The 20,559-nt window shown below is 71.2% G+C and carries 20 protein-coding genes; 13 read left to right on the plus strand and 7 right to left on the minus strand.

Annotation, left to right across the window (positions count from 1 at the left end; translation table 11 throughout):
* Window positions 1-6: 6 nt before the first annotated feature.
* From OHT77_RS27010 to OHT77_RS27020, 3 genes are read left to right on the plus strand one after another with little or no spacing between them, the layout of a single operon-like run.
* Complete coding sequence (locus tag OHT77_RS27010; RefSeq protein ID WP_328834350.1) at window positions 7-846, plus strand: COG1470 family protein; 840 nt, start codon at window positions 7-9, stop codon at window positions 844-846.
* Window positions 843-1,949, plus strand: coding sequence for a hypothetical protein (locus OHT77_RS27015; protein WP_328831020.1), 1,107 nt, complete (start codon window positions 843-845; stop codon window positions 1,947-1,949). The genes OHT77_RS27010 and OHT77_RS27015 overlap by 4 nt, the downstream gene beginning before the upstream one ends.
* Window positions 1,946-3,313, plus strand: a complete 1,368-nt coding sequence (locus OHT77_RS27020) for a hypothetical protein (RefSeq protein ID WP_443048134.1) — start codon at window positions 1,946-1,948, stop codon at window positions 3,311-3,313. Before OHT77_RS27015 ends, OHT77_RS27020 begins: the two co-directional genes overlap by 4 nt.
* Before the next feature lie 101 nt (window positions 3,314-3,414).
* On the opposite strand, the gene OHT77_RS27025 is transcribed toward OHT77_RS27020, so the two are convergent.
* Window positions 3,415-4,911: an oligopeptide:H+ symporter gene (locus OHT77_RS27025; RefSeq protein WP_328831021.1), complete on the minus strand. Its 1,497-nt coding sequence runs from the start codon at window positions 4,909-4,911 to the stop codon at window positions 3,415-3,417.
* Window positions 4,912-5,426: 515 nt separating this feature from the next.
* On the opposite strand from OHT77_RS27025, the gene OHT77_RS27030 reads away from it, so the two are divergent.
* On the plus strand, window positions 5,427-6,104 hold the full coding sequence (locus OHT77_RS27030; RefSeq protein WP_174447603.1) for a response regulator transcription factor: 678 nt from the start codon (window positions 5,427-5,429) through the stop codon (window positions 6,102-6,104).
* Between the two features lie 154 nt (window positions 6,105-6,258).
* The gene (locus OHT77_RS27035) at window positions 6,259-7,536 is read left to right on the plus strand and encodes an ATP-binding protein (protein ID WP_328831022.1); all 1,278 of its coding nucleotides are present in this window, start codon (window positions 6,259-6,261) and stop codon (window positions 7,534-7,536) included.
* Window positions 7,537-7,564: 28 nt separating this feature from the next.
* Here the strand turns inward: OHT77_RS27035 and OHT77_RS27040 are convergent, their stop codons facing one another.
* Window positions 7,565-8,074 (minus strand): GtrA family protein, encoded by a 510-nt coding sequence (locus OHT77_RS27040; protein ID WP_266769324.1) that lies wholly within the window; start codon window positions 8,072-8,074, stop codon window positions 7,565-7,567.
* Window positions 8,075-8,237: 163 nt separating this feature from the next.
* Here OHT77_RS27040 and OHT77_RS27045 point away from each other — a divergent pair, with 163 nt between their 5' ends.
* From OHT77_RS27045 to OHT77_RS27055, 3 genes are read left to right on the plus strand one after another with little or no spacing between them, the layout of a single operon-like run.
* Window positions 8,238-9,377 carry a 5-(carboxyamino)imidazole ribonucleotide synthase gene (locus tag OHT77_RS27045; protein ID WP_328831023.1) on the plus strand — a complete coding sequence of 380 codons (1,140 nt, stop codon included), beginning with the start codon at window positions 8,238-8,240 and terminating at the stop codon, window positions 9,375-9,377.
* Window positions 9,374-9,913, plus strand: a complete 540-nt coding sequence (purE, locus tag OHT77_RS27050; protein WP_266769322.1) for a 5-(carboxyamino)imidazole ribonucleotide mutase — start codon at window positions 9,374-9,376, stop codon at window positions 9,911-9,913. The genes OHT77_RS27045 and purE overlap by 4 nt, the downstream gene beginning before the upstream one ends.
* Before the next feature lie 5 nt (window positions 9,914-9,918).
* Window positions 9,919-11,097, plus strand: coding sequence for a dipeptidase (locus OHT77_RS27055; RefSeq protein WP_328831025.1), 1,179 nt, complete (start codon window positions 9,919-9,921; stop codon window positions 11,095-11,097).
* Here the strand turns inward: OHT77_RS27055 and OHT77_RS27060 are convergent.
* Window positions 11,046-12,191, minus strand: coding sequence for an alkene reductase (locus OHT77_RS27060; protein WP_328831026.1), 1,146 nt, complete (start codon window positions 12,189-12,191; stop codon window positions 11,046-11,048). The genes OHT77_RS27055 and OHT77_RS27060 overlap by 52 nt on opposite strands.
* 76 nt (window positions 12,192-12,267) lie before the next feature.
* On the opposite strand from OHT77_RS27060, the gene OHT77_RS27065 reads away from it, so the two are divergent.
* Window positions 12,268-12,627 carry a MerR family transcriptional regulator gene (locus OHT77_RS27065; RefSeq protein ID WP_328831027.1) on the plus strand — a complete coding sequence of 120 codons (360 nt, stop codon included), beginning with the start codon at window positions 12,268-12,270 and terminating at the stop codon, window positions 12,625-12,627.
* Window positions 12,628-12,722: 95 nt separating this feature from the next.
* Window positions 12,723-13,865: a dipeptidase gene (locus OHT77_RS27070; protein ID WP_266769318.1), complete on the plus strand. Its 1,143-nt coding sequence runs from the start codon at window positions 12,723-12,725 to the stop codon at window positions 13,863-13,865.
* Window positions 13,866-13,892: 27 nt separating this feature from the next.
* Here the strand turns inward: OHT77_RS27070 and OHT77_RS27075 are convergent, their stop codons facing one another.
* Together OHT77_RS27075 and OHT77_RS27080 are read right to left on the minus strand one after the other, a co-directional pair.
* Window positions 13,893-14,276 carry a VOC family protein gene (locus OHT77_RS27075; RefSeq protein ID WP_328831028.1) on the minus strand — a complete coding sequence of 128 codons (384 nt, stop codon included), beginning with the start codon at window positions 14,274-14,276 and terminating at the stop codon, window positions 13,893-13,895.
* A gap of 103 nt (window positions 14,277-14,379) precedes the next feature.
* Window positions 14,380-14,829: a VOC family protein gene (locus OHT77_RS27080; RefSeq protein ID WP_328831029.1), complete on the minus strand. Its 450-nt coding sequence runs from the start codon at window positions 14,827-14,829 to the stop codon at window positions 14,380-14,382.
* A gap of 104 nt (window positions 14,830-14,933) precedes the next feature.
* Between OHT77_RS27080 and OHT77_RS27085 the strand changes: the two genes are divergently transcribed.
* Window positions 14,934-15,434 (plus strand): CGNR zinc finger domain-containing protein, encoded by a 501-nt coding sequence (locus OHT77_RS27085; RefSeq protein ID WP_328831030.1) that lies wholly within the window; start codon window positions 14,934-14,936, stop codon window positions 15,432-15,434.
* 377 nt (window positions 15,435-15,811) lie between these two features.
* Here the strand turns inward: OHT77_RS27085 and OHT77_RS27090 are convergent, their stop codons facing one another.
* The gene (locus OHT77_RS27090) at window positions 15,812-17,155 is read right to left on the minus strand and encodes a UDP-glucose dehydrogenase family protein (protein ID WP_328831031.1); all 1,344 of its coding nucleotides are present in this window, start codon (window positions 17,153-17,155) and stop codon (window positions 15,812-15,814) included.
* 178 nt (window positions 17,156-17,333) lie between these two features.
* Here OHT77_RS27090 and OHT77_RS27095 point away from each other — a divergent pair, with 178 nt between their 5' ends.
* A complete protein-coding gene (locus OHT77_RS27095) occupies window positions 17,334-18,491 on the plus strand; it encodes an acyl-CoA dehydrogenase (RefSeq protein WP_266769313.1) in 1,158 nt (385 codons plus the stop codon).
* A 69-nt stretch (window positions 18,492-18,560) separates the two neighbouring features.
* Here OHT77_RS27095 and OHT77_RS27100 read toward each other — a convergent pair whose 3' ends face one another.
* On the minus strand, window positions 18,561-19,856 hold the full coding sequence (locus OHT77_RS27100) for an LCP family protein (protein WP_328831032.1): 1,296 nt from the start codon (window positions 19,854-19,856) through the stop codon (window positions 18,561-18,563).
* Window positions 19,857-19,948: 92 nt separating this feature from the next.
* Between OHT77_RS27100 and OHT77_RS27105 the strand changes: the two genes are divergently transcribed.
* Entirely contained in the window at window positions 19,949-20,500 is a 552-nt protein-coding gene (locus OHT77_RS27105; protein WP_328831033.1) for an acyl-CoA thioesterase, read from the plus strand.
* Window positions 20,501-20,559: the final 59 nt, after the last annotated feature.

Raw genomic sequence — 20,559 nt, forward strand, 5'->3', positions numbered from 1 at the left:
CCCATGCTGTCGTCGACCGCCCGCGTCCTGTGTCTGTCCCTCCTCGCCCTCCTGGCGGCCGCGCCGACCGCAACGGCCGCCGGGGGATGGACCGTTGCGCCCGCGGGCGGCGGACGGCCGACGTTCTACGCCGAGGGCGAGCCCGGCACGACCCTCCAGGACACGGTGTCCGTGACCAACCCCACCACCCGTCCGGTCACCGTCCGGCTGCGCGCCACCGGCGTCCCGGTCACCTTCGCCGACACAGGAGTCAGGGTCCCCGCCCGCACCCGCGCCGACGTCCCGTTCACGGTGAACGTCCCGGCGACCGCCACCCCCGGCGACCGCGCCGCCACGATCGTCGCGCGTGACACGAACGGCCGGGAGGCGACGGTACGGCTTCGACTCCGGGTGCGGGGACCGGAGTTGTCGGCGCTGACCGTCGAACACGTCACGGTCCACGGCGACCGCATCGCCTACGAACTGGTCAACCGCGGCACCACCCCCCTCACCCCGACCCTCGCCGTCCACGCCACCGGCGTCCTCGGCACCCGCCTCGACCGCGCCCCCCGCACCCTCCCGGTCCGACTCCCGCCGGGCGCACGCCTGAAGCTCACCGAACCCTGGCCGGGCCACCCCACCCTGGACGCGGTCGACCTGCGCCTCACGGTCACGGCGGCGGGCGGCGCCCACGACACGGCGGACACGTCGACACGGTTCGTGCCGTGGGGCGCGGTGGCGGGAACCGGCGGTGCGGCGGTGGCCGGGGGCGCGCTGCTTCTCGTACGGCGGCAGCGGCGCCGCAGGGACGACGAGGTGGCCGAAGAGCCGCGTACGGAAGCCGGGTTGACGGGAGCGGTGATGTGAGCGGCAAGGTGCGGATCCCGGCGCTGGTGGCGGTGCTCGCGCTGCTCCTGCTGCCGTTGGCGGGGGCGACGCCGGCCGCGGCGGCGGGCGGGCCGGGTGTGAAGCTCTCCACGTCGCAGGCGGGGACGGGCGGTTCGATCACCGTCTCCGGGAGCGGGTGGCGGGCGCACGCCCTGCTGATGGTGCTGATCTGCGGGCAGGCGACGCCCGCGCGCGGGGTGGTCGGCGGCACCAACTCCTGTGCCAACGCGGACGGTCGGGCCGTGACGACGGACGCCAAGGGCGTCTTCAGCAGGAAGCTGCCGGTGTCGGAGCCGCCGGTGCCGTGCCCGTGCGTGGTGCACGTGGCGACGGTGACGGGGGCGAGCGCGTCCGCGGACACGGTCTTCCAGGTGGCAGGACACGCGGTCGAACCACTCCCCGCGGAGCCCGCCGCCGGACGCCTCTCGGTCCTGTCGGACACCCGGCTGGACGGTTCGAGCGGCCTGCTGACCTGGTTCGGGGCGCCACCCTCCCGCACGCTGGTCTTCACCGTCGGCAACGCGGGCTCGTCCCCCGTCAAGAACCCTGTCTTCCAAGTCGGCACCTCCCACGGGGTGTTCGCGCCGCAGTGGGACGACCAGCAGTTCGACGGCACGATCGCGCCCGGCGGAAAGGCGGAGATCAAACTCCCCGTCGACCTCGCGGCCGGGGCGCACGGCGACTACACCGTCTCGATGAAGTACGGCGGCCGGGTCCTCGCCGAACAGCCGTGGGGAGTCGGCCGTCCCTGGGGCGTGACCCTGTTCTGGGTCCTGCTCTGTGTGGTCGTGCCGGCGGCGGTGTTCCGCGTCGGGATGGCCGTGGTGGACCGGCTGCGCCCCCGCAAGGCGGCCCGCAGCACGGGACCGCCCCGGCACCGGGCCCTGCACATGCCCGCCCAAGTCACCCTGCGCATGCCGAAGTTCGGCACGGCGGCCCCCTCGCGGGAGGACGCCCCCACGACCTCGACCCTGCCGTGGTTCACCCCGGACTCCGATCCGGGCACGGCCGGTCGACTCTCCGCACCGCACGACGACAGCCCGACGAGTCCGACGACTCCCACCAGGAAGGGACTTACGTGAGCAAGCGAAGGAGAGTCATACCGGCCGCCGAAGGCGGATGCAGAAACAGCGGCGGGGGCGGTGTACGGAGGGCGGGCGCGGCGGCGTTCGCGCTGGTCCTCGGCGGCGCGGGTCTCGCGCTCGGCCTGACCGCCGGGACCGCGCAGGCCGCCGAGGTGTCCTACGCCACCCACTGCGTGCCGCCCGCGGGGGTCGCCGACCCGATCGACGGCACCACCAAGGTCGAGGTCACCGCGCCCGCGACGGCGAAGGTCGGCGACACCGTCGACGTGGTCTGGAAGTTCACGCAGGCCGCGTCCAAGAACCCCGACATCATCGACCTGCCCGCCGACTCCGTGCTGCCGACCGGGACGCTGAAGGCGGCCGGCGCGCAGACCGCCGACGTGGCGATGACGGGGACGCGCACCAACCCGGCGATCCCCAAGGGCGGCGACATGGTGCTGTCCGACATGAAGGGCACACTGAAGCTGACGACGGCCGGGACGGTGACGCTGGCCCCGGGCGCGTACACGGTCAACGCGTACGGGACGAACACCGTGTGCACGCCGACGGCGACGGTGCCGACGTCGGCGACGATCGACGTGACGGCGGGGGACGGCGGTTCGCCGAGCGGCTCCCCGACCCCGTCGGACTCGACGTCGTCCTCGGCGTCGCCGTCGGAATCCGCGTCGCCCAGTGACTCGACGTCCGCGTCCCCGTCGGCCTCGCCGAGCGACGGCACCGGGACAGGCCAGACCGACTTCACCGGCAAGGAGGTCGACGTCCCCTACGCGTGCAAGACGCCCATCGGCGACAAGAACGCGACCTCGCCCGTGCAGATCAACGCCTCGAAGGACGGCGGGAGTTACGCCCTCACCGTGAAGTTCAACGGCTCGGTGATGGACAGTCCCGCGGACATCCCGGCGGACTCCGTGAAGCCGTCGATGGAGGTGGTCCTGGGCGGCGCCGACAAGGGCACGGTGCATGTGGAGGGCCCGACGAACTCCAGCCCCATCAAGTCCGGGGACCCCATCAAGATCCCGGACCTGACGGGCACGTACAAGCCCGGCGCGAGTGGTTCGTCGACCCTGTCGCCCGGCGTCCTCACGGTCAACGCCCTGGGTACGACCACGACTTGCACGCCCACGAAGTCGCTGGTCTCCCTGACGCTCGACACCACCGAGCAGGCGAGCGGCGCGTCCGGCGGCTCCTCCACGTCCGGCGGCACGTCCGGGTCCACGTCGACGTCGACCTCCGGAGGCCTGGCGGAGACGGGCTCCAGCAGCCACGGCGGCCTCAAGGCCCTCGGCCTGGTCTCCGGTACGGCGATCCTGCTGGGCGTGGCGGTCTTCACGTTCATGCCGGGGCGGAGGCGGCTGCGCTGACCGAGTCATCGTGGAAGCACGACACCGGTCGAGAGGAAAGGGCCGTCACATCCCGGGGGATGTGACGGCCCTTTCGGTGAGTCGTCGTGGAGCGGACTGCCTCAGTGGACGTCGCCCATGAGCTCTCGGACCCGCTTGCGGTACATCCACACCGCCGCGCCCGCGAGGACCGCCAGGGCCGCCTGGAGGGTGACGATGCCCGTCTTGTTGAGGTCGACGCCGGCGATGGACAGCAGGCCCGTCGTCGCGTCGCCCGCCGTCACCGCGAGGAACCACACGCCCATCATCTGGGAGGCGTACTTCGCGGGGGCCATCTTCGTGGTGACCGAGAGGCCCACGGGGGAGAGGGTCAGCTCGCCCACCGTCTGGACGAAGTAGATCGCCACCAGCCACATCGCCGCCGCCTTGTGACCGCCGTCGGCGATCGCGAGCGGGGCCAGGAAGAGGAAGAAGGACGCGCCGACCAGGATCAGGCCCATCGCGAACTTCGTCGCCGTGCTCGGCTCCTTGCCGCGGCGGGCCAGGGCCAGCCAGGCCCAGGCGAAGACCGGGGCGAGGGCCATGATGAGGACCGGGTTGACCGACTGGTACCAGGAGACCGGGAACTCCCAGCCGAACACAGTGTTCTTCGCCGAGGAGTCGGCGAACAGGGACACCGTCGAGCCGCCCTGGTCGTAGATCATCCAGAACACGGCGGCGGCGACGAAGAACCAGATGTACGCGGACATCTTCGACTGGTCCGCGCGGTCGAGGGTCTTGTCGCGCTTGATGCGGGCGATGACCATCACCGGGATGACCAGACCGGCGACGGTGATCGGGACCAGCAGCCAGTTCAGGGTGTAGTGGCCGGAGGCGCCGACGATCGCGTAGAACACGATGGCCGCGGCGGCCCAGAGACCCGACTTGCGCAGCGTGGCCTTCTTCTCCTCGGCGGACAGCGGTGTGGGGACCACGTCCGAGCGGGAGCTGAGGTGGCGGGTGCCGAGCAGGTACTGGGCGAGGCCGAGGGCCATGCCGACCGCGGCGAGCGCGAAGCCGAGGTGCCAGTTGACGTTCTCGCCGACCGTGCCGATGACCAGCGGCGCGGCGAACGCGCCGACGTTGATCCCGATGTAGAAGAGCGTGAAGCCGCCGTCACGGCGCGGGTCGTCCGGGCCCTCGTAGAGGTGGCCGACCATCGTGGAGATGTTGGCCTTCAGGAGACCTGAGCCGATCGCCACCAGGCCGAGGCCCGCGAAGAACGTGCCGGAGGAGGGCAGGGCGAGCGTGAGGTGGCCGAGCATGATGATCATGCCCGCGACGGCGACCGTCCTGCGGGGGCCGAGCACCCGGTCGGCGAACCAGCCGCCGGGCAGGGCCAGCAGGTACACGAGGGACAGGTACACCGAGTAGATCGCGGTGGCGGTGGCCGCGCTCAGGTGCAGGCCGCCGGGGGCGACCAGGTACAGGGGGAGCAGGGCCCTCATGCCGTAGTAGGAGAACCGCTCCCACATCTCGGTCATGAAGAGAGTGGCCAGTCCGCGGGGGTGGCCGAAGAAGGTCTTCTCGGAACCGGGGGTGCCCGGAGTCACCGAGTCCTTCGTCAGGCTGGACGCCATGGTTGTTCCTTGCTGGTCGGGACGCGCTGCGTGAGCGGATGCGCGCCCGGTGTGGGCGGCCGGCACCGGCCGGGTCCGACCCGTCCGTCCCCACGCCCACGGGGACTCCGTCCCGGATCACGGGATGGAGGACGGCGACCACCGGGATCCACGCCCCGCGCACGGAGTGCGTCGGAGCCCGGCCACAGGTCATTCCTTTCAAGGCCGACGACTGCCGGCCCGCACACAAAAGAGACCTTCAGTGTCAAACAGCCACCAAAGGTCCCCGGAGTTGCTACAGGCGTTCAGGTCACCATACGACAGGACACTGCCTGAAATGGAAGGACTTGAGACATCGATCACAGGATTTGATGGAACCAGAGTCGCACTTTCGAAGGCGTGACCCCGCACCACACCCCATTGCCATAGGTTCGCGGCACGATCTTCACCTCGTCGCGTCCGGTCGGCCCCAGGGTAAGAAATCGCCAATGACGATCACACCTCTGGCGCTGTCCGAGGCGGACTACCATCACCTCATGACCCGTGTACTGCTCGCCGAGGACGACGCGTCCATCTCGGAGCCGCTGGCCCGCGCTCTGCGCCGGGAAGGTTACGAGGTCGAGGTGCGCGAGGACGGACCCACAGCGCTCGACGCCGGCATCCAGGGCGGCATCGACCTGTGTGTCCTGGACCTGGGCCTGCCCGGCATGGACGGCCTGGAAGTGGCCCGCCGACTGCGCGCCGAGGGCCACACCGTCCCGATCCTCATCCTGACCGCGCGCGCCGACGAGGTGGACACCGTCGTCGGCCTCGACGCGGGCGCCGACGACTACGTCACCAAACCCTTCCGGCTCGCCGAACTGCTCGCCCGCGTCCGGGCCCTGCTCCGGCGCGGCGCCGCCGAGCCCGCGCAGCCGCCCGCCACGCACGGCGTCCGGATCGACGTCGAGTCGCACCGGGCGTGGATGGGTGACGAGGAACTCCAGCTCACCGCCAAGGAGTTCGACCTGCTGCGGGTTCTGGTGCGGGACGCCGGGCGGGTGGTGACCCGGGACCAGTTGATGCGCGAGGTGTGGGACACGACGTGGTGGTCGTCGACCAAGACCCTCGACATGCACATCTCCTGGCTGCGGAAGAAGCTCGGTGACGACGCGGCCAACCCCCGGTACATCGCCACCGTGCGGGGTGTCGGGTTCCGGTTCGAGAAGAGCTAGGCCGGTCTACGCGCGACATCGCCGTGGGTGCTTGGTGTGGTGTGTGCGACTGGCCGTGGTTCGTGGCTGGTCGCGCACACGCGGCGGAGCCCCCTATCGACTACAGCCTCGCGCCCCTTTGGGGCGCTGAAGTCGCCGTTTCTCGGAGAGTGCCGTGCGTCGTCGTCTTATTCAGTCCACGCTTGCCGTCGTGCTCGTCGTGATCGCTGTCTTTGGTGTGTCCCTCGTCATCGTGGAGACACGCACCATCAGCAACAGTGCTCAAGAGCGCGTGGATTCCGAGGCGCTCCGGCTGGCCAGCATCGTGGACAGCCGGATCCTCGGGGCGGAGATCGTCGACTCCGAGGTGCTGCGCACGCAGGTCACGGAGGACCGGTACGCCGTGATCCGCATCCCGGGCGACCCGGTGATCGAGGTGGGCACCAAGGCGGCCGGTGACGTCATCCGCTCCACCGCCAAGGGCGAGGAGGGCGAGACCGTCACCGTCGAGGAGCCCCGCTCGACCGTCACCCGTGAGGTCGGGCGGACCCTGCTCATCATCGGCGCCGTCGCCCTGCTCGCCGTGGTCGCCGCCGTCCTGCTCGCCGTACGGCAGGCCAACCGGCTCGCCTCGCCGCTCACCGACCTCGCGGAGACCGCGGAGCGGCTCGGCTCGGGTGACCCGCGGCCCCGGCACAAGCGGTACAGCGTCCCGGAGCTGGACCGGGTCGCCGACGTCCTCGACTCCTCCGCCGAGCGCATCGCCCGCATGCTCACCGCCGAGCGGCGGCTGGCCGCCGATGCCTCGCACCAGCTGCGTACGCCGCTGACCGCGTTGTCCATGCGGCTTGAGGAGATCACCCTCACCGACGACCCGGACACGGTGAAGGAGGAGGCCACGATCGCGCTGACGCAGGTCGAGCGGCTCACCGATGTCGTGGAGCGCCTGCTGACGAACGCGCGTGACCCCCGTACCGGCTCCGCCGTCTCCTTCGACCTCGACGAGGTCATCCAGCAGCAGCTCGCCGAGTGGCGGCCCGCCTACCGCAGTGCCGGGCGCGCGATCGTCAGCTCGGGCAAGCGGCATCTCCAGGCCGTCGGCACCCCGGGCGCCGTCGCGCAGGTGCTGGCCGCGCTGATCGAGAACTCCCTGATGCACGGCGGCGGCACGGTCGCCCTGCGCACCCGCGTCACCGGCAACCAGGCCGTCGTGGAGGTCACGGACGAGGGGCCCGGGGTGCCGACCGACCTGGGCGCCCGCATCTTCGAGCGCACGATCAGCGGCCGCAACTCCACGGGGATCGGGCTGGCCGTCGCGCGGGACCTCGCGGAGGCGGACGGCGGGCGGCTGGAGATGCTCCAGGCGCAGCCGCCGGTGTTCGGGCTGTTCCTGTCGCGTACGGCGCCGACGAAGCGGGTGCCGGTGGACGACGACGAGCCCACGGTCCGCTAAGGCGGCGGAGGGGCGCGGAGAGAGTGGTTCAGCTCACGTGCTGCTTGGGGCGGGGCAGCGGCTTCGGGGCGGCGGGAGCAGGATCCGACTCCGCGAGGATCTCGTCCTGAACCGGCAGCGCCTTGAACACCCAGCTGCGGTACGACCAGAAGCGGAACAGCGTCGCGATGCCGATGCCGAGCACCTTGAAGATGTTGCGCTGGAGCGAGCTGTCCCAGCCGAAGCCGTAGATCGCGGCGAACAGGATGCCGTTCTCGATGACCAGGCCGACCAGGCTGAACGCCAGGAACAGGCTGAGTTCCTTGGTGCGGGCGCTCTTGTCGCGGTCACGGTAGGTGAAGTAGCGGAAGCCGACGTAGTTGCACCCGATGGCGACGATCGTCGCGATCACGTTGGCGCGCACGGCCTGCAGGCTGGTCAGATGCCACAGCAGGTTGGAGACCGCGAAGTTCACCACGGTGCCCACCACGCCCACCGCGCCGAACTTGGCGACCTCGCGGGCGAGCCGCTTGAAAGGCCCTTCGGAACCAGGCTCCATGGTTGTGCAGGCCCCCGTCTTCTCGGATTCTCGACCCAGCCATGCTAACCACCGCTTTCCCCCGGCGCCCGTGAAGCCGCTCACAGGTCGGGAAGAGACCCGGAAAAGAACGGTAAGAGGGACGGAAATCAGGCCGCCCTGGCGTGACCGATACCCTGAGGGGGTGACGTTCCCGGTAGTCGGCATGGTCGGCGGGGGGCAGCTCGCTCGTATGACACACGAGGCGGGCATCCCGCTCGGCATCAAGTTCAAGCTCCTCAGTGACACCCCTCAGGATTCCGCGGCGCAGGTCGTCGGCGATGTCGTCATCGGCGACTACCGCGACCTCGACACGCTGCGTGACTTCGCGCGGGGCTGCGATGTGATCACCTTCGATCACGAACACGTACCCACCGAGCATCTGCGCGCCCTGGAGGCGGACGGCATCCCCGTGCGCCCCGGCCCGGACGCGCTCGTGCACGCCCAGGACAAGGGCGTGATGCGGGCGAAGCTCGTCGAGATCGGTGTGCCGTGCCCACGGCACCGGCTCGTGAGCGACCCCGCGGACGTCGTCGCGTTCGCCGCGGAAGGGGACGGCTTCCCCGTCGTCCTCAAGACCGTCCGCGGCGGCTACGACGGCAAGGGCGTCTGGGTGGTCGACTCCCCGGAGGAGGCCGCCGACCCGTTCCGCGCCGGCGTGCCCGTCCTCGCGGAGGAGAAGGTCGACTTCGTGCGCGAGCTGGCGGCGAACGTCGTCCGCTCCCCGCACGGGCAGGCCGTCGCCTACCCGGTGGTCGAGTCCCAGCAGGTCAACGGCGTCTGCGACACGGTCATCGCACCCGCCCCCGACCTGGACGAGGACCTCGCGCTGCACGCCGAGGAGATGGCGCTGCGCATCGCCAAGGAACTCGGGGTCGTCGGCCATCTCGCCGTCGAGCTGTTCCAGACCCGCGACGGCCGCATCCTCGTCAACGAACTCGCGATGCGCCCGCACAACTCCGGTCACTGGACCCAGGACGGCGCGATCACCAGCCAGTTCGCGAACCACGTCCGCGCGGTCCTCGACCTCCCGCTGGGCGATCCGCGCGCCCGGGCCCCCTGGACCGTGATGTGTAACGTTCTCGGCGGCGACTACCCGGACATGTACTCCGCGTATCTGCACTGCATGGCCCGGGACCCCCAGCTGAAGATCCACATGTACGGCAAGGACGTGAAGCCCGGCCGCAAGGTGGGCCACGTCAACACCTACGGCGACGACCTGGACGACGTCCTGGACCGCGCCCGTCACGCAGCCGGCTATCTGAGAGGCACGATCACCGAATGAGCTCCGCCGCAGGACCCGTCGTAGGAATCGTCATGGGGTCGGACTCCGACTGGCCCGTCATGGAGGGCGCCGCGAAGGCCCTCGACGAGTTCGAGATCGCGTACGAGGTCGACGTCGTCTCCGCGCACCGCATGCCCCGCGAGATGATCACGTACGGGGAGCGTGCCGACGGCCGCGGCCTCAAGGTGATCATCGCGGGCGCGGGCGGCGCCGCCCACCTCCCCGGGATGCTTGCCTCGGTGACCCCGCTGCCGGTGATCGGCGTGCCCGTGCCGCTGAAGTACCTGGACGGCATGGACTCGCTGCTGTCCATCGTGCAGATGCCGGCCGGGGTCCCCGTCGCCACCGTCTCGGTCGCCGGCGCGCGCAACGCGGGTCTGCTCGCGGCCCGCATCCTGGCCACGCACGACGACGAACTCCTCGTCCGCATGCGGGAGTTCCAGCAGGAGCTGAACGACCAGGCGGCCGAGAAGGGCAAGCGGCTGCGCGCCAAGGTCGAGGGCGGCGGCGCCAGCGGCTTCGGCTTCGGGAAGTGACGGCGATGACGTCACTGGACCGGGCCCGGGACCTGCTCCGCGAGTTCCCCGTCGTCGACGGGCACAACGACCTGCCCTGGGCGCTGCGCAAGCAGGTCACCTACGACCTCGACGCCCGCGACATCGCCGTGGCGCAGAACGCGCACCTGCACACCGACATCCCGCGGCTGCGCGAGGGCGGCGTCGGTGCGCAGTACTGGTCGGTGTACGTCCGCTCGGACCTGCCCGACCCGGTGTCGATGACCCTCGAACAGATCGACTGCGTACGGCAGTTGCTCGCCCGCTACCCGCAGGACCTGGCGCCCGCGCTGACCGCCGCGGACATGGAGGCGGCGCGCGCGGAGGGCCGTATCGCCTCCCTCATGGGTGCGGAGGGCGGGCACTCGATCGCCAACTCCCTCGGCACGCTGCGGGGGTTGTACGCGCTCGGCGTCCGCTACATGACGCTCACGCACAACGACAACGTGCCGTGGGCGGACTCGGCGACGGACGAGCCGGGTGTGGGCGGGCTGTCGGCGTTCGGCCGGGAGGTCGTGCGGGAGATGAACCGCGAGGGCATGCTCGTCGACCTCTCGCACGTGGCGGCCACGACGATGCGCGCCGCGCTGGACACGTCGACCGCCCCGGTGATCTTCTCCCACTCCTCCGCGCGGGCGGTGTGCGACCACCCGCGCAACGTCCCGGACGACGTGCTGGAGCGGCTGGCCGGCAACGGCGGCATGGCGATGGTGACGTTCGTGCCGAAGTTCGTGCTCCAGGCCGCCGTGGACTGGACGGCCGCGGCCGACGACAACATGCGCGCGCACGGCCTGCACCACCTGGAGACCACGGAGGAGGCGATGAAGGTGCACCGCGCCTTCGAGGAACTCCACCCGCGCCCCGTCGCCACGGTCTCCACGGTCGCCGACCACCTCGACCACATGCGTGAGGTCGCGGGCGTCGACCACATCGGCATCGGCGGCGACTACGACGGCACGGCCTTCACCCCGGACGGTCTCAACGACGTCTCCGGCTACCCGAACCTCATCGCGGAACTGCTCGACCGCGGCTGGTCCACCACCGACCTCGCCAAGCTGACCTGGCAGAACGCGGTACGCGTGCTGGGCGCGGCGGAGGACGTGGCCCGGGACCTTCAGGGGACGCGGGGGCCGTCGAACGCGACGATCGAGTCGCTGGACGGCTGACCGGGCAGGTCACCCAGGGCGGGGTAGTCGGTGTAACCGGTCGCCCCGCCCACGTACATCATGTAGCGGTCCCGCACCTGGTTGAGCGGTGCCCCGAGGCGCAGCCGCTCGACGAGGTCGGGGTTGGCGAGGAACGGCCGGCCCAGGGCGATCAGGTCGGCGCCCGTGTCCAAGAGCCGGGCGGCGGCGCGGTGCACGTCCTCCGCCGTGAAGGTCTCCGGCAGCACCGGGTTGGCGATCAGCGGGCCCGGCCAGGCGGCGCGGATCCGGTGGAACAGGGGTTCCTCGGGGTCGGCGCGCACCAGGTGCAGATAGGCCAGGCCGAGTGGCGCGAGGGCCTCGGCGAGCGTGCGGTGGATGGCCTCCGTGTCGCCCTCCTCGATGCCGTTGACCGTGCTGCCGGGGGAGACGCGTACGCCCACCCGGTCGGCGCCGATCTCGGCCGCCACGGCCCCCACCACCTCCACCACGAAACGGATCCGCCGGGTCACCGGGCCGCCGTAGGCGTCGGTGCGGTGGTTGGTGCCCCGGGCCAGGAACTGGTGCAGCAAGTGGCCGTTGGCGGAGTGGACTTCGACGCCCGCGAAGCCCGCGTCGAGCGCGTTGCGGGCGGCCCTCGCGAAGTCGGCGACGGTGGAACGGATCTGAGCGGCCGTCAACTCACGTGGCACGACCGTGGGTCGGTGGCCGGCCGGGGTGAAGATCGTGCCGGGGAGCGCGACCGGCGACGGCGCGACCGGCGTCAGACCGCTGGTCGCGGGGTGCCCCACCCGCCCCCCGTGCTGGAGTTGGAGGAACATCGGCCCGCCGCCCGCATCCCGCACGGCGTCCGTCACCCGCCGCCAGCCGGTCACGTGGGCCGGGGTGTGGATCGCGGTGATGTTCGGGTACGTCTGCCCTTCCGCGTTCGGCGTCGCGGCCTCCGCGACGATGAGACCGGCGCTCGCCCGCTGCGCGTAGTAGGCCGCCATGAGGGCGCCCGGCGTGCCGTCCGGGGCCGCCCGGTTGCGGGTCAGCGGGGCCATCACGAGGCGGTTGGGGAGAGTCAGGGGGCCGAGGCGGGCGGCCGCGAAAAGGTCCGTCGGGTGCGTCATGGCCGTACCGTAGAAGCTGACATCAGCGTCAGGTTCAAGTCCCCCGGGGTCGGAAGTCGCTTGTGCGGAGGCGGAGTTGAGGATCGGTGAACTGGCCCGGCGGACCGGTGTGAGCGAGCGGTCGCTGCGCTACTACGAGGCCCAGGGGCTGCTCGCGGCCGGGCGGACGGCCGGCGGACACCGGGACTACCCCGACGCGGCCGTCGACCGGGTCGTCCTCATCCAGGAGCTGTACGCGGCCGGACTGCACAGCCCCCGGATCGCGAGCCTGCTGCCGTGCATGCGGGACGCGGACGGCGGCCCCTCCGAGGTCGCCACCCCGAGACTCGTCGCCGACCTCACCGAGGAGCGCGACCGCATCGACCGGATGATCGCCGACCTGCGCCGCTCCCGGGACACCCTGGACGGGGTCATCGACGCGGCGCGGGAGCGCTGACCGGGCCCCGTACCCCGAACGCCCCGCCCACCAGGTAGCCGCCCTGCGGGCGTGCGACGGTGACCGTACTGCCGTAACGACGTACGGAGCCCGCCATGGCCGACCTCCAGGACCAACTGCACGCGACGACCGAGGTCGGCGAGCTCGACGACTTGGTCCACGAGCCCTTCCCCGGCGGGCCCTTCCCGCCGGACACCGCGGAACCGTACGACCCCGTCTCCGACCCGGCCGCCGCCCCGCTGGACCGCGCGCACGCCATCCTCGCCGCGCACCCCGTCGCGGACGGCTACAGCGGGCTGCCCTGGGCGCTGCGGCACCTGCCGTGGTTCGACCTGGAGCTGGGGGAGAGTTCCGTGGACACCGACGTTCCCCGGCTGCGGGAGGGGCACGTGGGCGCGCTGTTCTGGTCGCTGCACCTGCCCGAGGGGCTCGCCGGGGACCGGGCCGTCGGCGCCACCCTGGAGCAGCTCGACCTCGTGAACACGGTGGTCCGCGCCCACCCCGAGGGGCTGCGGCTCGCGCACACCGCCGGCGAGACCACCGACGTGCGCAACTGCGGCCGTATCGCCGTGCTGCTCGGCCCCGCCGGAGCCGCCGCGCTCGGCGACTCGCTGGGCATCCTGCGCTCCCTGCACGTGCTCGGGCTGCGCGTCCTCACGCTGTCCGGGGTGTCCTGGGCGAGCGAGGCCGGGCTGACCCGGTTCGGCGAGGAGGTCGTCCGCGAGATGAACCGGCTCGGCGTGCTCGCGGACCTCTCCGGCGCCTCCGACGGCACGATCCGCCGTGCCCTCGCGGTCTCGAAGGCGCCGGTGCTGTTCACCCGCTCCGCCGCCCGCACGCTGCGCCCGCACCCGGCCAACCTCTCCGACGAACTCCTCGCCGCGGTCGGCGCCGCCAAGGGCCTGTGCATGGTGCCGCTCACCGCCGAGCAGACCGGGCCGTCCGTCCGGGACGTCGCCGACCACCTCGACCACGTCCACGAGGTCGCGGGCCGCGAGTGCGTCGCCCTGTCCGGCACGTACGACGCCGGTACGGCCCACCCGCAGGACCTCGCCGACGCGTCCTGCTACCCGAACCTCATCGCCGAACTCCTCCACCGCGGCTGGTCCGAGCCCGACCTCGCGCTGCTCAGCTGGGGCAACGTCCAACGCGTCCTGCGCAGCGGCGACTTCACCGCGCGGGCGGCGCAGCAGCGCCGGGAGCCGTCGACGGCGAAGATCGCGGAGCTGGACGGGTAGCGGGCGGTTCTTGAAGTTCCGCGGGTTCTACGGGTGGTCGATCCGGCAGAGGCAGAAGGGGTGCCCCGCCGGGTCGGCGTACACCCGGAAGTCCTCCTTGTCCTCCTGGTGCAGGGGGCGCGCGCCGAGCGCCAGGGCCTTGGCCTCCGCGACCTCCAGCTCCGCCCAGGTGGTCCCGGAGTCGAAGTCGAGATGGAACTGCTGCGGCCGGTCCGCGCGCGGCCACTCCGGCGGGGTGTAGTCCGCCACCCGCTGGAAGGCGATCCGGGGGCCGTCCGGGATGTCGAGCACGACCCACTCGTCGTGGGCGACGTGGGGTGTGCCGCCGAGGATGCGGGCGTAGAACTCGGCGAGGGCGACGGGGTCGGGGCAGTCGATCACGGTGGAACGGAAACGGGCGACGGCAGTCAAGGGGACCTCTCTGGTGTCGGGGTCTCAGGTGTCGGGCTCATGTGTCGGGCTCTGGTGCCGGGGTCTCTGGTGCTCGGGGCGATGTCGACGGCGCCGGTGTTCGTCAGCAGGCGCAGAGGCAGAACGGGTGCCCCGCCGGGTCGGCGTACACACGCCAGGTGCGGGCCCGGTCGTCGGTGTCCAGCGGTCTCGCGCCGAGCGCGAGGACGCCCTTCTCGGCCTCGTCCAGGTCCGTGACGGTCAGGTCGAGATGGAACTGCTGGAAGCCGGAGCCGCCGGGCGCCGGCCACTCCGGCGGCTCGTGTCCGGGTGCCTCCTGGAACGCGAGCGCCCGTCCACCGGGGAGCTCCAGGTCGAACCAGGTGCCCTCGTCGTCCTCTGCGGGGGTGCCGCCCAGGATTCCGGCGTAGAAGGCGGCGAGGGCGCGGGGGTCGGGGCAGTCGAGGACTACGGCGCCGAGTTCCGCGATGGGGGCGGGAGCGGGGCCGGGAGTGGGAGTGAGGGTGGGAGCGGTGCCGGGGTGGGGGTCGGGGTGGGGGTCGGGGTCGGTCATGACGGACTCCTCCTTGTTACCCATTGACGGCATGAGCCGGTAACGGCGGTTACTGCATGCTCCCGTATCGGGGGTAACGTCGCAAGCATGAAGTGGTCGCCGACATGAGCGAGAGAGTCCCCGCACCCGGAGACCTGGCCCTGATCGAGGCCCTGGTCAACACCCTGGACATCGAGACGGACACCGACGAACTCGACACGGCGGCGGGCCGCGCCCCCTTCGGCCTCACGGAGCCGGAGCTACCGGCCGCCCGCGAACTCCGCGAGTCCCTACGCGCCACCCTCCTCGCCCACGCGGGCCACCCCGCGCACCGCGAGACCACCCCGCTGGGCGAACTCCTGTCGCGGGCACCGCTGTTGATCGCGATCGACCCCGCCGACGGCACGGCGAGCCTCCGACCCGCCGCCGAGGCCCCCCTGCTCTCCCGGGTGGCATCGGCGATCGCCCAGTCCCTCGTCTCGGGCACCTGGCTCCGCCTCAAGGCGTGCGAGGCGCCCACGTGTCACTGGGCGTACTACGACCGCAGTCCGGCGGGGCGGGGGCGCTGGTGCTCGATGGCGGTCTGCGGGGCACGGGCGAAGATGCGGCGGTATCGGGCCAAGTAGCGGGTGCGGCCTGCGGGAGCGTGCGGGTGCGCGGCGAGCAGGGCTCGCGAGGATGCGCCGGCGTCGGGCCCGGTAGGCGCTGCGGTGATGTGGTGAGGGCGGGCCGGGCGGGCTTGGCGTGGTTGTGTCGATGCAGGGCCGGGCGGGTTTCGCGTGGTTGTGCCGATGCAGGGCCGAGTCTCCCGCTCGCGAAGGGACGTCGGTGCCGGAGCGGACGGACCTCGCGGAGATGCCCCGTTACCCGGCCAAGTCGCCCTGGCGGAAGGCGACTTGAGCGGTCACTGCGCCCCGCGCAGTCCAGTGGTGCAGAATGCAGCCAGACGTCGGTCCGGCCGACTGAGCCTCGGCCGGACCGACGTCGTCCGCCCGGCCGCGCGCTACGCGGTGGGCCGCCCCATCGCCCGGAACGTCCAGCCCGCCTTTCGCCACAGCGCGGGATCGAGGGCGTTGCGGCCGTCCAGGACCACGCGGGCGCGTACCGCGTCGCCGAGGGACGCCGGGTCCAGGTCGCGGAACTCGCGCCACTCCGTCAGGTGCAGGACGACGTCCGCTCCGCGCACGGCCTCCACGGCGGTGTCGGCGTAGCCGAGGGTCGGGAAGAGGCGGCGGGCGTTGGCCATGCCCTTCGGGTCGTAGACGGTGACCTGGCCGCCCTGGAGGTGGATCTGGCCGGCGACGTTGAGCGCGGGGGAGTCGCGGACGTCGTCGGAGTCGGGCTTGAAGGTCGCGCCGAGCACGGCGACCCGCTTGCCGAGGAAGGAGCCGCCGCCGAGCGCCTCGCGGGTCATCTCGACCATCTGGCCGCGGCGGCGCATGTTGATCGAGTCGATCTCGCGGAGGAAGGTCAGCGCCTGGTCGGCGCCCAGTTCGCCGGCGCGCGCCATGAACGCCCGGATGTCCTTCGGGAGGCAGCCCCCGCCGAAGCCGATCCCGGCCCGCAGGAACTTCTTGCCGATCCGCTCGTCGTGCCCGATCGCCTCCGCCAGCTTCACGACGTCGCCGTCCGCGGCCTCGCAGACCTCGGCCATCGCGTTGATGAAGGAGATCTTCGTCGCGAGGAAGGAGTTCGCGGCGGTCTTCACCAGCTCGGCGGTCGGGAAGTCCGTCACGACGAACGGCGAGCCGTCCGCGACCGGCCCGGCGTACACCTCGCGCAGCAACCGCTCGGCCCGCTCGCTGCGGACGCCGACGACGATCCGGTCGGGGTGCAGCGTGTCCTCGACGGCGAAGCCCTCGCGCAGGAACTCCGGGTTCCAGGCCAGCTCGGCGTCCTCGCCGGCGGGCGCGTGCGCGGCGAGGTAGGCGGCGAGCCGGTCCGCCGAGCCGACGGGGACGGTGGACTTGCCGACGACCAGCGCGGGGCGCGTGAGGTGCGGGGCGAGCAGCTCGAAGGCCCGGTCGACGTACGACATGTCGCAGGCGTACTCCCCGTGCTTCTGCGGGGTGTTCGTGCACATGAAGTGGACGTCGCCGAACTCCGCGACCTCGGCCCAGTCCATGGTGAAGCGCAGCCGCCCGGTGGAGCCCTCGATCCCGGCGACGTGCTTGCGCAGCAGTTCCTCGAGCCCCGGTTCGTACATCGGGACCTCGCCCCGCTTGAGCATCTCGATCTTCTCGGGGACGACGTCAAGACCCAGCACCTCGTAGCCCAGCTCGGCCATGGCCGCGGCGTGCGTGGCGCCGAGATAGCCGGTGCCGATCACGGTGATCTTGAGGGCCATGAGTGCTCCAGAAGGGGGATGGGGGCGATGCGCGCCCGAGCATAACCGGCGCTCTCACCGGGCACCTTTCCCCCTGTCGCCAAGCTCACGTATCCCTCCCGTGGGCGGGCCCCTAAAATTTGGGTTACTTAACGGTAATTAGCACTGTGATCACAGCGTCCTTGGAGCGTGAGAGACCTTGGCCGGATCGGCTGACTTCGACCTGTACCGCCCGTCGGAGGAGCACGACATGCTCCGCGACGCGATCCGCTCACTGGCCGAGGCGAAGATCGCGCCCTACGCCGCCGCGGTGGACGAGGAGTCCCGCTTCCCGCAGGAGGCCCTGGACGCCCTCGTCGCGAACGACCTGCACGCGGTCCACGTGCCCGAGGAGTACGGCGGCACGGGCGCGGACGCGCTGGCCACGGTGATCGTGATCGAGGAGGTGGCCCGCGTCTGCGCGTCCTCCTCCCTCATCCCCGCGGTGAACAAGCTGGGCTCGCTCCCGGTGATCCTCTCGGGTTCCGAGGACCTGAAGAAGCGGTACATGACCCCGCTCGCCAAGGGCGACGCGATGTTCTCGTACGCCCTCTCCGAGCCGGACGCGGGCTCGGACGCGGCCGGCATGAAGACGAAGGCGGTCCGCGACGGCGACCACTACGTCCTGAACGGCGTGAAGCGCTGGATCACCAACGCGGGCGTGAGCGAGTACTACACGGTGATGGCCGTGACCGACCCCGAGAAGCGCAGCAAGGGCATCAGCGCCTTCGTCGTCGAGAAGTCCGACGAGGGCGTCTCCTTCGGCGCCCCGGAGAAGAAGCTCGGCATCAAGGGCTCCCCGACCCGCGAGGTCTACCTCGACAACGTCCGCATCCCCGCCGACCGCATGATCGGCGCCGAGGGCACCGGCTTCGCCACCGCGATGAAGACCCTGGACCACACCCGCATCACCATCGCGGCGCAGGCCCTCGGCATCGCCCAGGGCGCCCTCGACTACGCCAAGGGCTACGTCAAGGAGCGCAAGCAGTTCGGCAAGCCGATCGCCGACTTCCAGGGCATCCAGTTCATGCTCGCCGACATGGCCATGAAGATCGAGGCCGCCCGCGCCCTCACCTACCAGGCCGCCGCCGCCTCCGAACGCGGCGACAAGAACCTCACCTTCCAGGGCGCCGCCGCCAAGTGCTTCGCCTCGGACGTCGCCATGGAGGTCACGGTCGACGCCGTCCAACTCCTCGGCGGCTACGGCTACACCCGCGACTACCCGGTCGAACGCATGATGCGCGACGCCAAGATCACCCAGATCTACGAGGGCACGAACCAGGTCCAGCGCATCGTGATGGCGCGCAACCTGCCGTAGCGGCAGGGCAGTTGACGTGACGAAGGGGGCCCTTGGAGAAGGGCCCCCTTCGTCGTGCCGCCGGTCGGGTCAGTTCCCCGAGACCGTCACCTTCTGGTCGTTGTTCAGTTCGTTCACCAGGGTTTTCACCTTCGCCTTGTCCCAGACGAGGTTGCCGCCGGTGGAGCCGGAGATGGGCATGTTCATGGAGGTGCCGTCGCCGCCGCTGACGCCCTTCATGGCCCAGAACATGGAGGCCAGGTCCCAGAGGGACATGCCCTTGTCGACCGAGAGGGAGTCGAGGCCCGCGCCCAGGGTCGGGTAGAGCTTGAAGGGGTTCAGGAGGGTGCCCGGGGTGGCGACCTGGTGGGCCAGGGCAGAGAGGAACTTCTGCTGGTTCTTCGTGCGCTGGAGGTCGGACGCGGCGAACGCGTGCCGGGTGCGGACGAAGGCCAGGGCCTCCTCGCCGTTCAGCGTCTGCTTGCCCGCCTTGAAGTTCGCGCCCGAGTACGAGTCCTTGAAGCCCTTGTCGATGTCGATGGTCACCCCGCCGACCGCGTCCACGATGTCCGCGAAGCCGTTGAAGCCGATCTCGACGTAGTGGTCGATGTGCAGGCCCATGTTGTACTCGACGGTCCGCACGAGCAGCGTCGGGCCGTCCTCCGCGTACGCGGCGTTCAGCTTCGTCTGCCGGCCCGTGTTCTGGTACGTCTTGCCCGAGGTCGAGCCGACGTACGACGGGATCGTCACGTTCGAGTCGCGGGGCAGCGAGATCAGGGTGTCGCCGCTGTCGCCCACGTGCAGGATCATCATCGAGTCGGTGCGCTTGCCCTCGGCGGAGCCGGTGTGCAGCTTCTTCTTCTCGGCCGCGCTCAGCCCCTCGCGGCTGTCGGACCCGACGATCAGGTAGTTCGTGCCGTCGCCCGCCTCCGGCCGGTCGATCACCTTCGACAGGTCGACGTCGCGGTTCAGCTTGGAGTCGGCCCAGAAGTACGTGCCCACGGTCGTGACGATCAGCACGGTGACCACGGTGATCGCGGTCCACTTGATCCGCCGGCGCCAGTTCGGCGCGCGCCGCGGACCGCGCCCGCCGTCCGGCCCCTCGGGACCGCCGGAGCCGCCACCGCCGTAGACCTGGCCGGTGTTGTAGCCGTCGTACCCGTTGTTGTCGTAGCCGCCCTGGCCGTAGCCGTTCTGGCCCTCGTCATAGCCCTGGCCGCCCGTGTACGACGGCTGCGGCGGGACTCCGGCGCCGTACGGCGGGGCCTGCGGGCCGCGTCGTACCTGGCGCATCACACGTGCGCTTTCCGGCTGTGCGTTCGCGCTGCCGCGTCCGTACTGATTGCCGCGGTCGTCGCCGGACCATGCCTCGGGCCAATCGTTCATGGGGCCCAGTGTGCAGGTTGCGGGCATGCCCTTTACAAGGGTCGTAGGAAAATCAGGTCACTGCTGTTGCGAAGCCAACACAAAGTCCGCAGATGTCGCCCCGGCATAAGGTGAGGACCATGACAGACCTGCCGGGCAAGCCGACGTCCGCCTCCCGGACCACCCTCAGCCACATCATGACCAACGCGGACACGAACCTTCTGGGGACCGTGCACGGCGGCGTCATCATGAAGCTCGTCGACGACGCGGCGGGCGCCGTCGCCGGCCGGCACAGCGGTGGTCCGGCCGTGACCGCGTCGATGGACGAGATGGCGTTCCTGGAACCGGTCCGCGTCGGCGACCTCGTCCATGTGAAGGCGCAGGTCAACTGGACCGGCCGGAGCTCCATGGAGGTCGGCGTACGCGTCCTGGCCGAGCGGTGGAACGAGTCGACCCCGGCCACCCAGGTCGGCTCCGCGTACCTCGTCTTCGCCGCCGTGGACGCCGACGGCAAGCCCCGCGCGGTGCCCCCGGTCCTGCCCGAGACGGAGCGCGACGAGCGCCGCTACCAGGAGGCCCAGATCCGCCGCACCCACCGCCTGGCCCGCCGCCGCGCGATCATGGAACTGCGCGAGAAGCGGGCCGCGGAGGGCCTCGACGACTGAGATCGGCCCCTGGGCGCTGTTACAAACGCCCCACTTCTTCAAGAAGACACCGTTTCTTC

The organism is Streptomyces sp. NBC_00252, from assembly GCF_036187565.1.
Lineage (GTDB): Bacteria > Actinomycetota > Actinomycetes > Streptomycetales > Streptomycetaceae > Streptomyces.

Excerpts from the sequence above, each read along its gene's own strand:
- OHT77_RS27070 (WP_266769318.1), top strand. The coding sequence starts at position 12,723 with ATGGCCGACCTCCAGGACCAACTGCACGCGACGACCGAGGTCGGCGAG.
- purE (WP_266769322.1), top strand. The coding sequence starts at position 9,374 with ATGAGCTCCGCCGCAGGACCCGTCGTAGGAATCGTCATGGGGTCGGAC.
- OHT77_RS27090 (WP_328831031.1), bottom strand. The coding sequence starts at position 17,155 with ATGGCCCTCAAGATCACCGTGATCGGCACCGGCTATCTCGGCGCCACG.
- OHT77_RS27040 (WP_266769324.1), bottom strand. The coding sequence starts at position 8,074 with ATGGAGCCTGGTTCCGAAGGGCCTTTCAAGCGGCTCGCCCGCGAGGTC.
- OHT77_RS27080 (WP_328831029.1), bottom strand. The coding sequence starts at position 14,829 with ATGACCGACCCCGACCCCCACCCCGACCCCCACCCCGGCACCGCTCCC.
- OHT77_RS27100 (WP_328831032.1), bottom strand. The coding sequence starts at position 19,856 with ATGAACGATTGGCCCGAGGCATGGTCCGGCGACGACCGCGGCAATCAG.
- OHT77_RS27055 (WP_328831025.1), top strand. The coding sequence starts at position 9,919 with ATGACGTCACTGGACCGGGCCCGGGACCTGCTCCGCGAGTTCCCCGTC.
- OHT77_RS27030 (WP_174447603.1), top strand. The coding sequence starts at position 5,427 with ATGACCCGTGTACTGCTCGCCGAGGACGACGCGTCCATCTCGGAGCCG.
- OHT77_RS27105 (WP_328831033.1), top strand. The coding sequence starts at position 19,949 with ATGTCGCCCCGGCATAAGGTGAGGACCATGACAGACCTGCCGGGCAAG.
- OHT77_RS27060 (WP_328831026.1), bottom strand. The coding sequence starts at position 12,191 with ATGACGCACCCGACGGACCTTTTCGCGGCCGCCCGCCTCGGCCCCCTG.
- OHT77_RS27085 (WP_328831030.1), top strand. The coding sequence starts at position 14,934 with ATGAGCGAGAGAGTCCCCGCACCCGGAGACCTGGCCCTGATCGAGGCC.
- OHT77_RS27025 (WP_328831021.1), bottom strand. The coding sequence starts at position 4,911 with ATGGCGTCCAGCCTGACGAAGGACTCGGTGACTCCGGGCACCCCCGGT.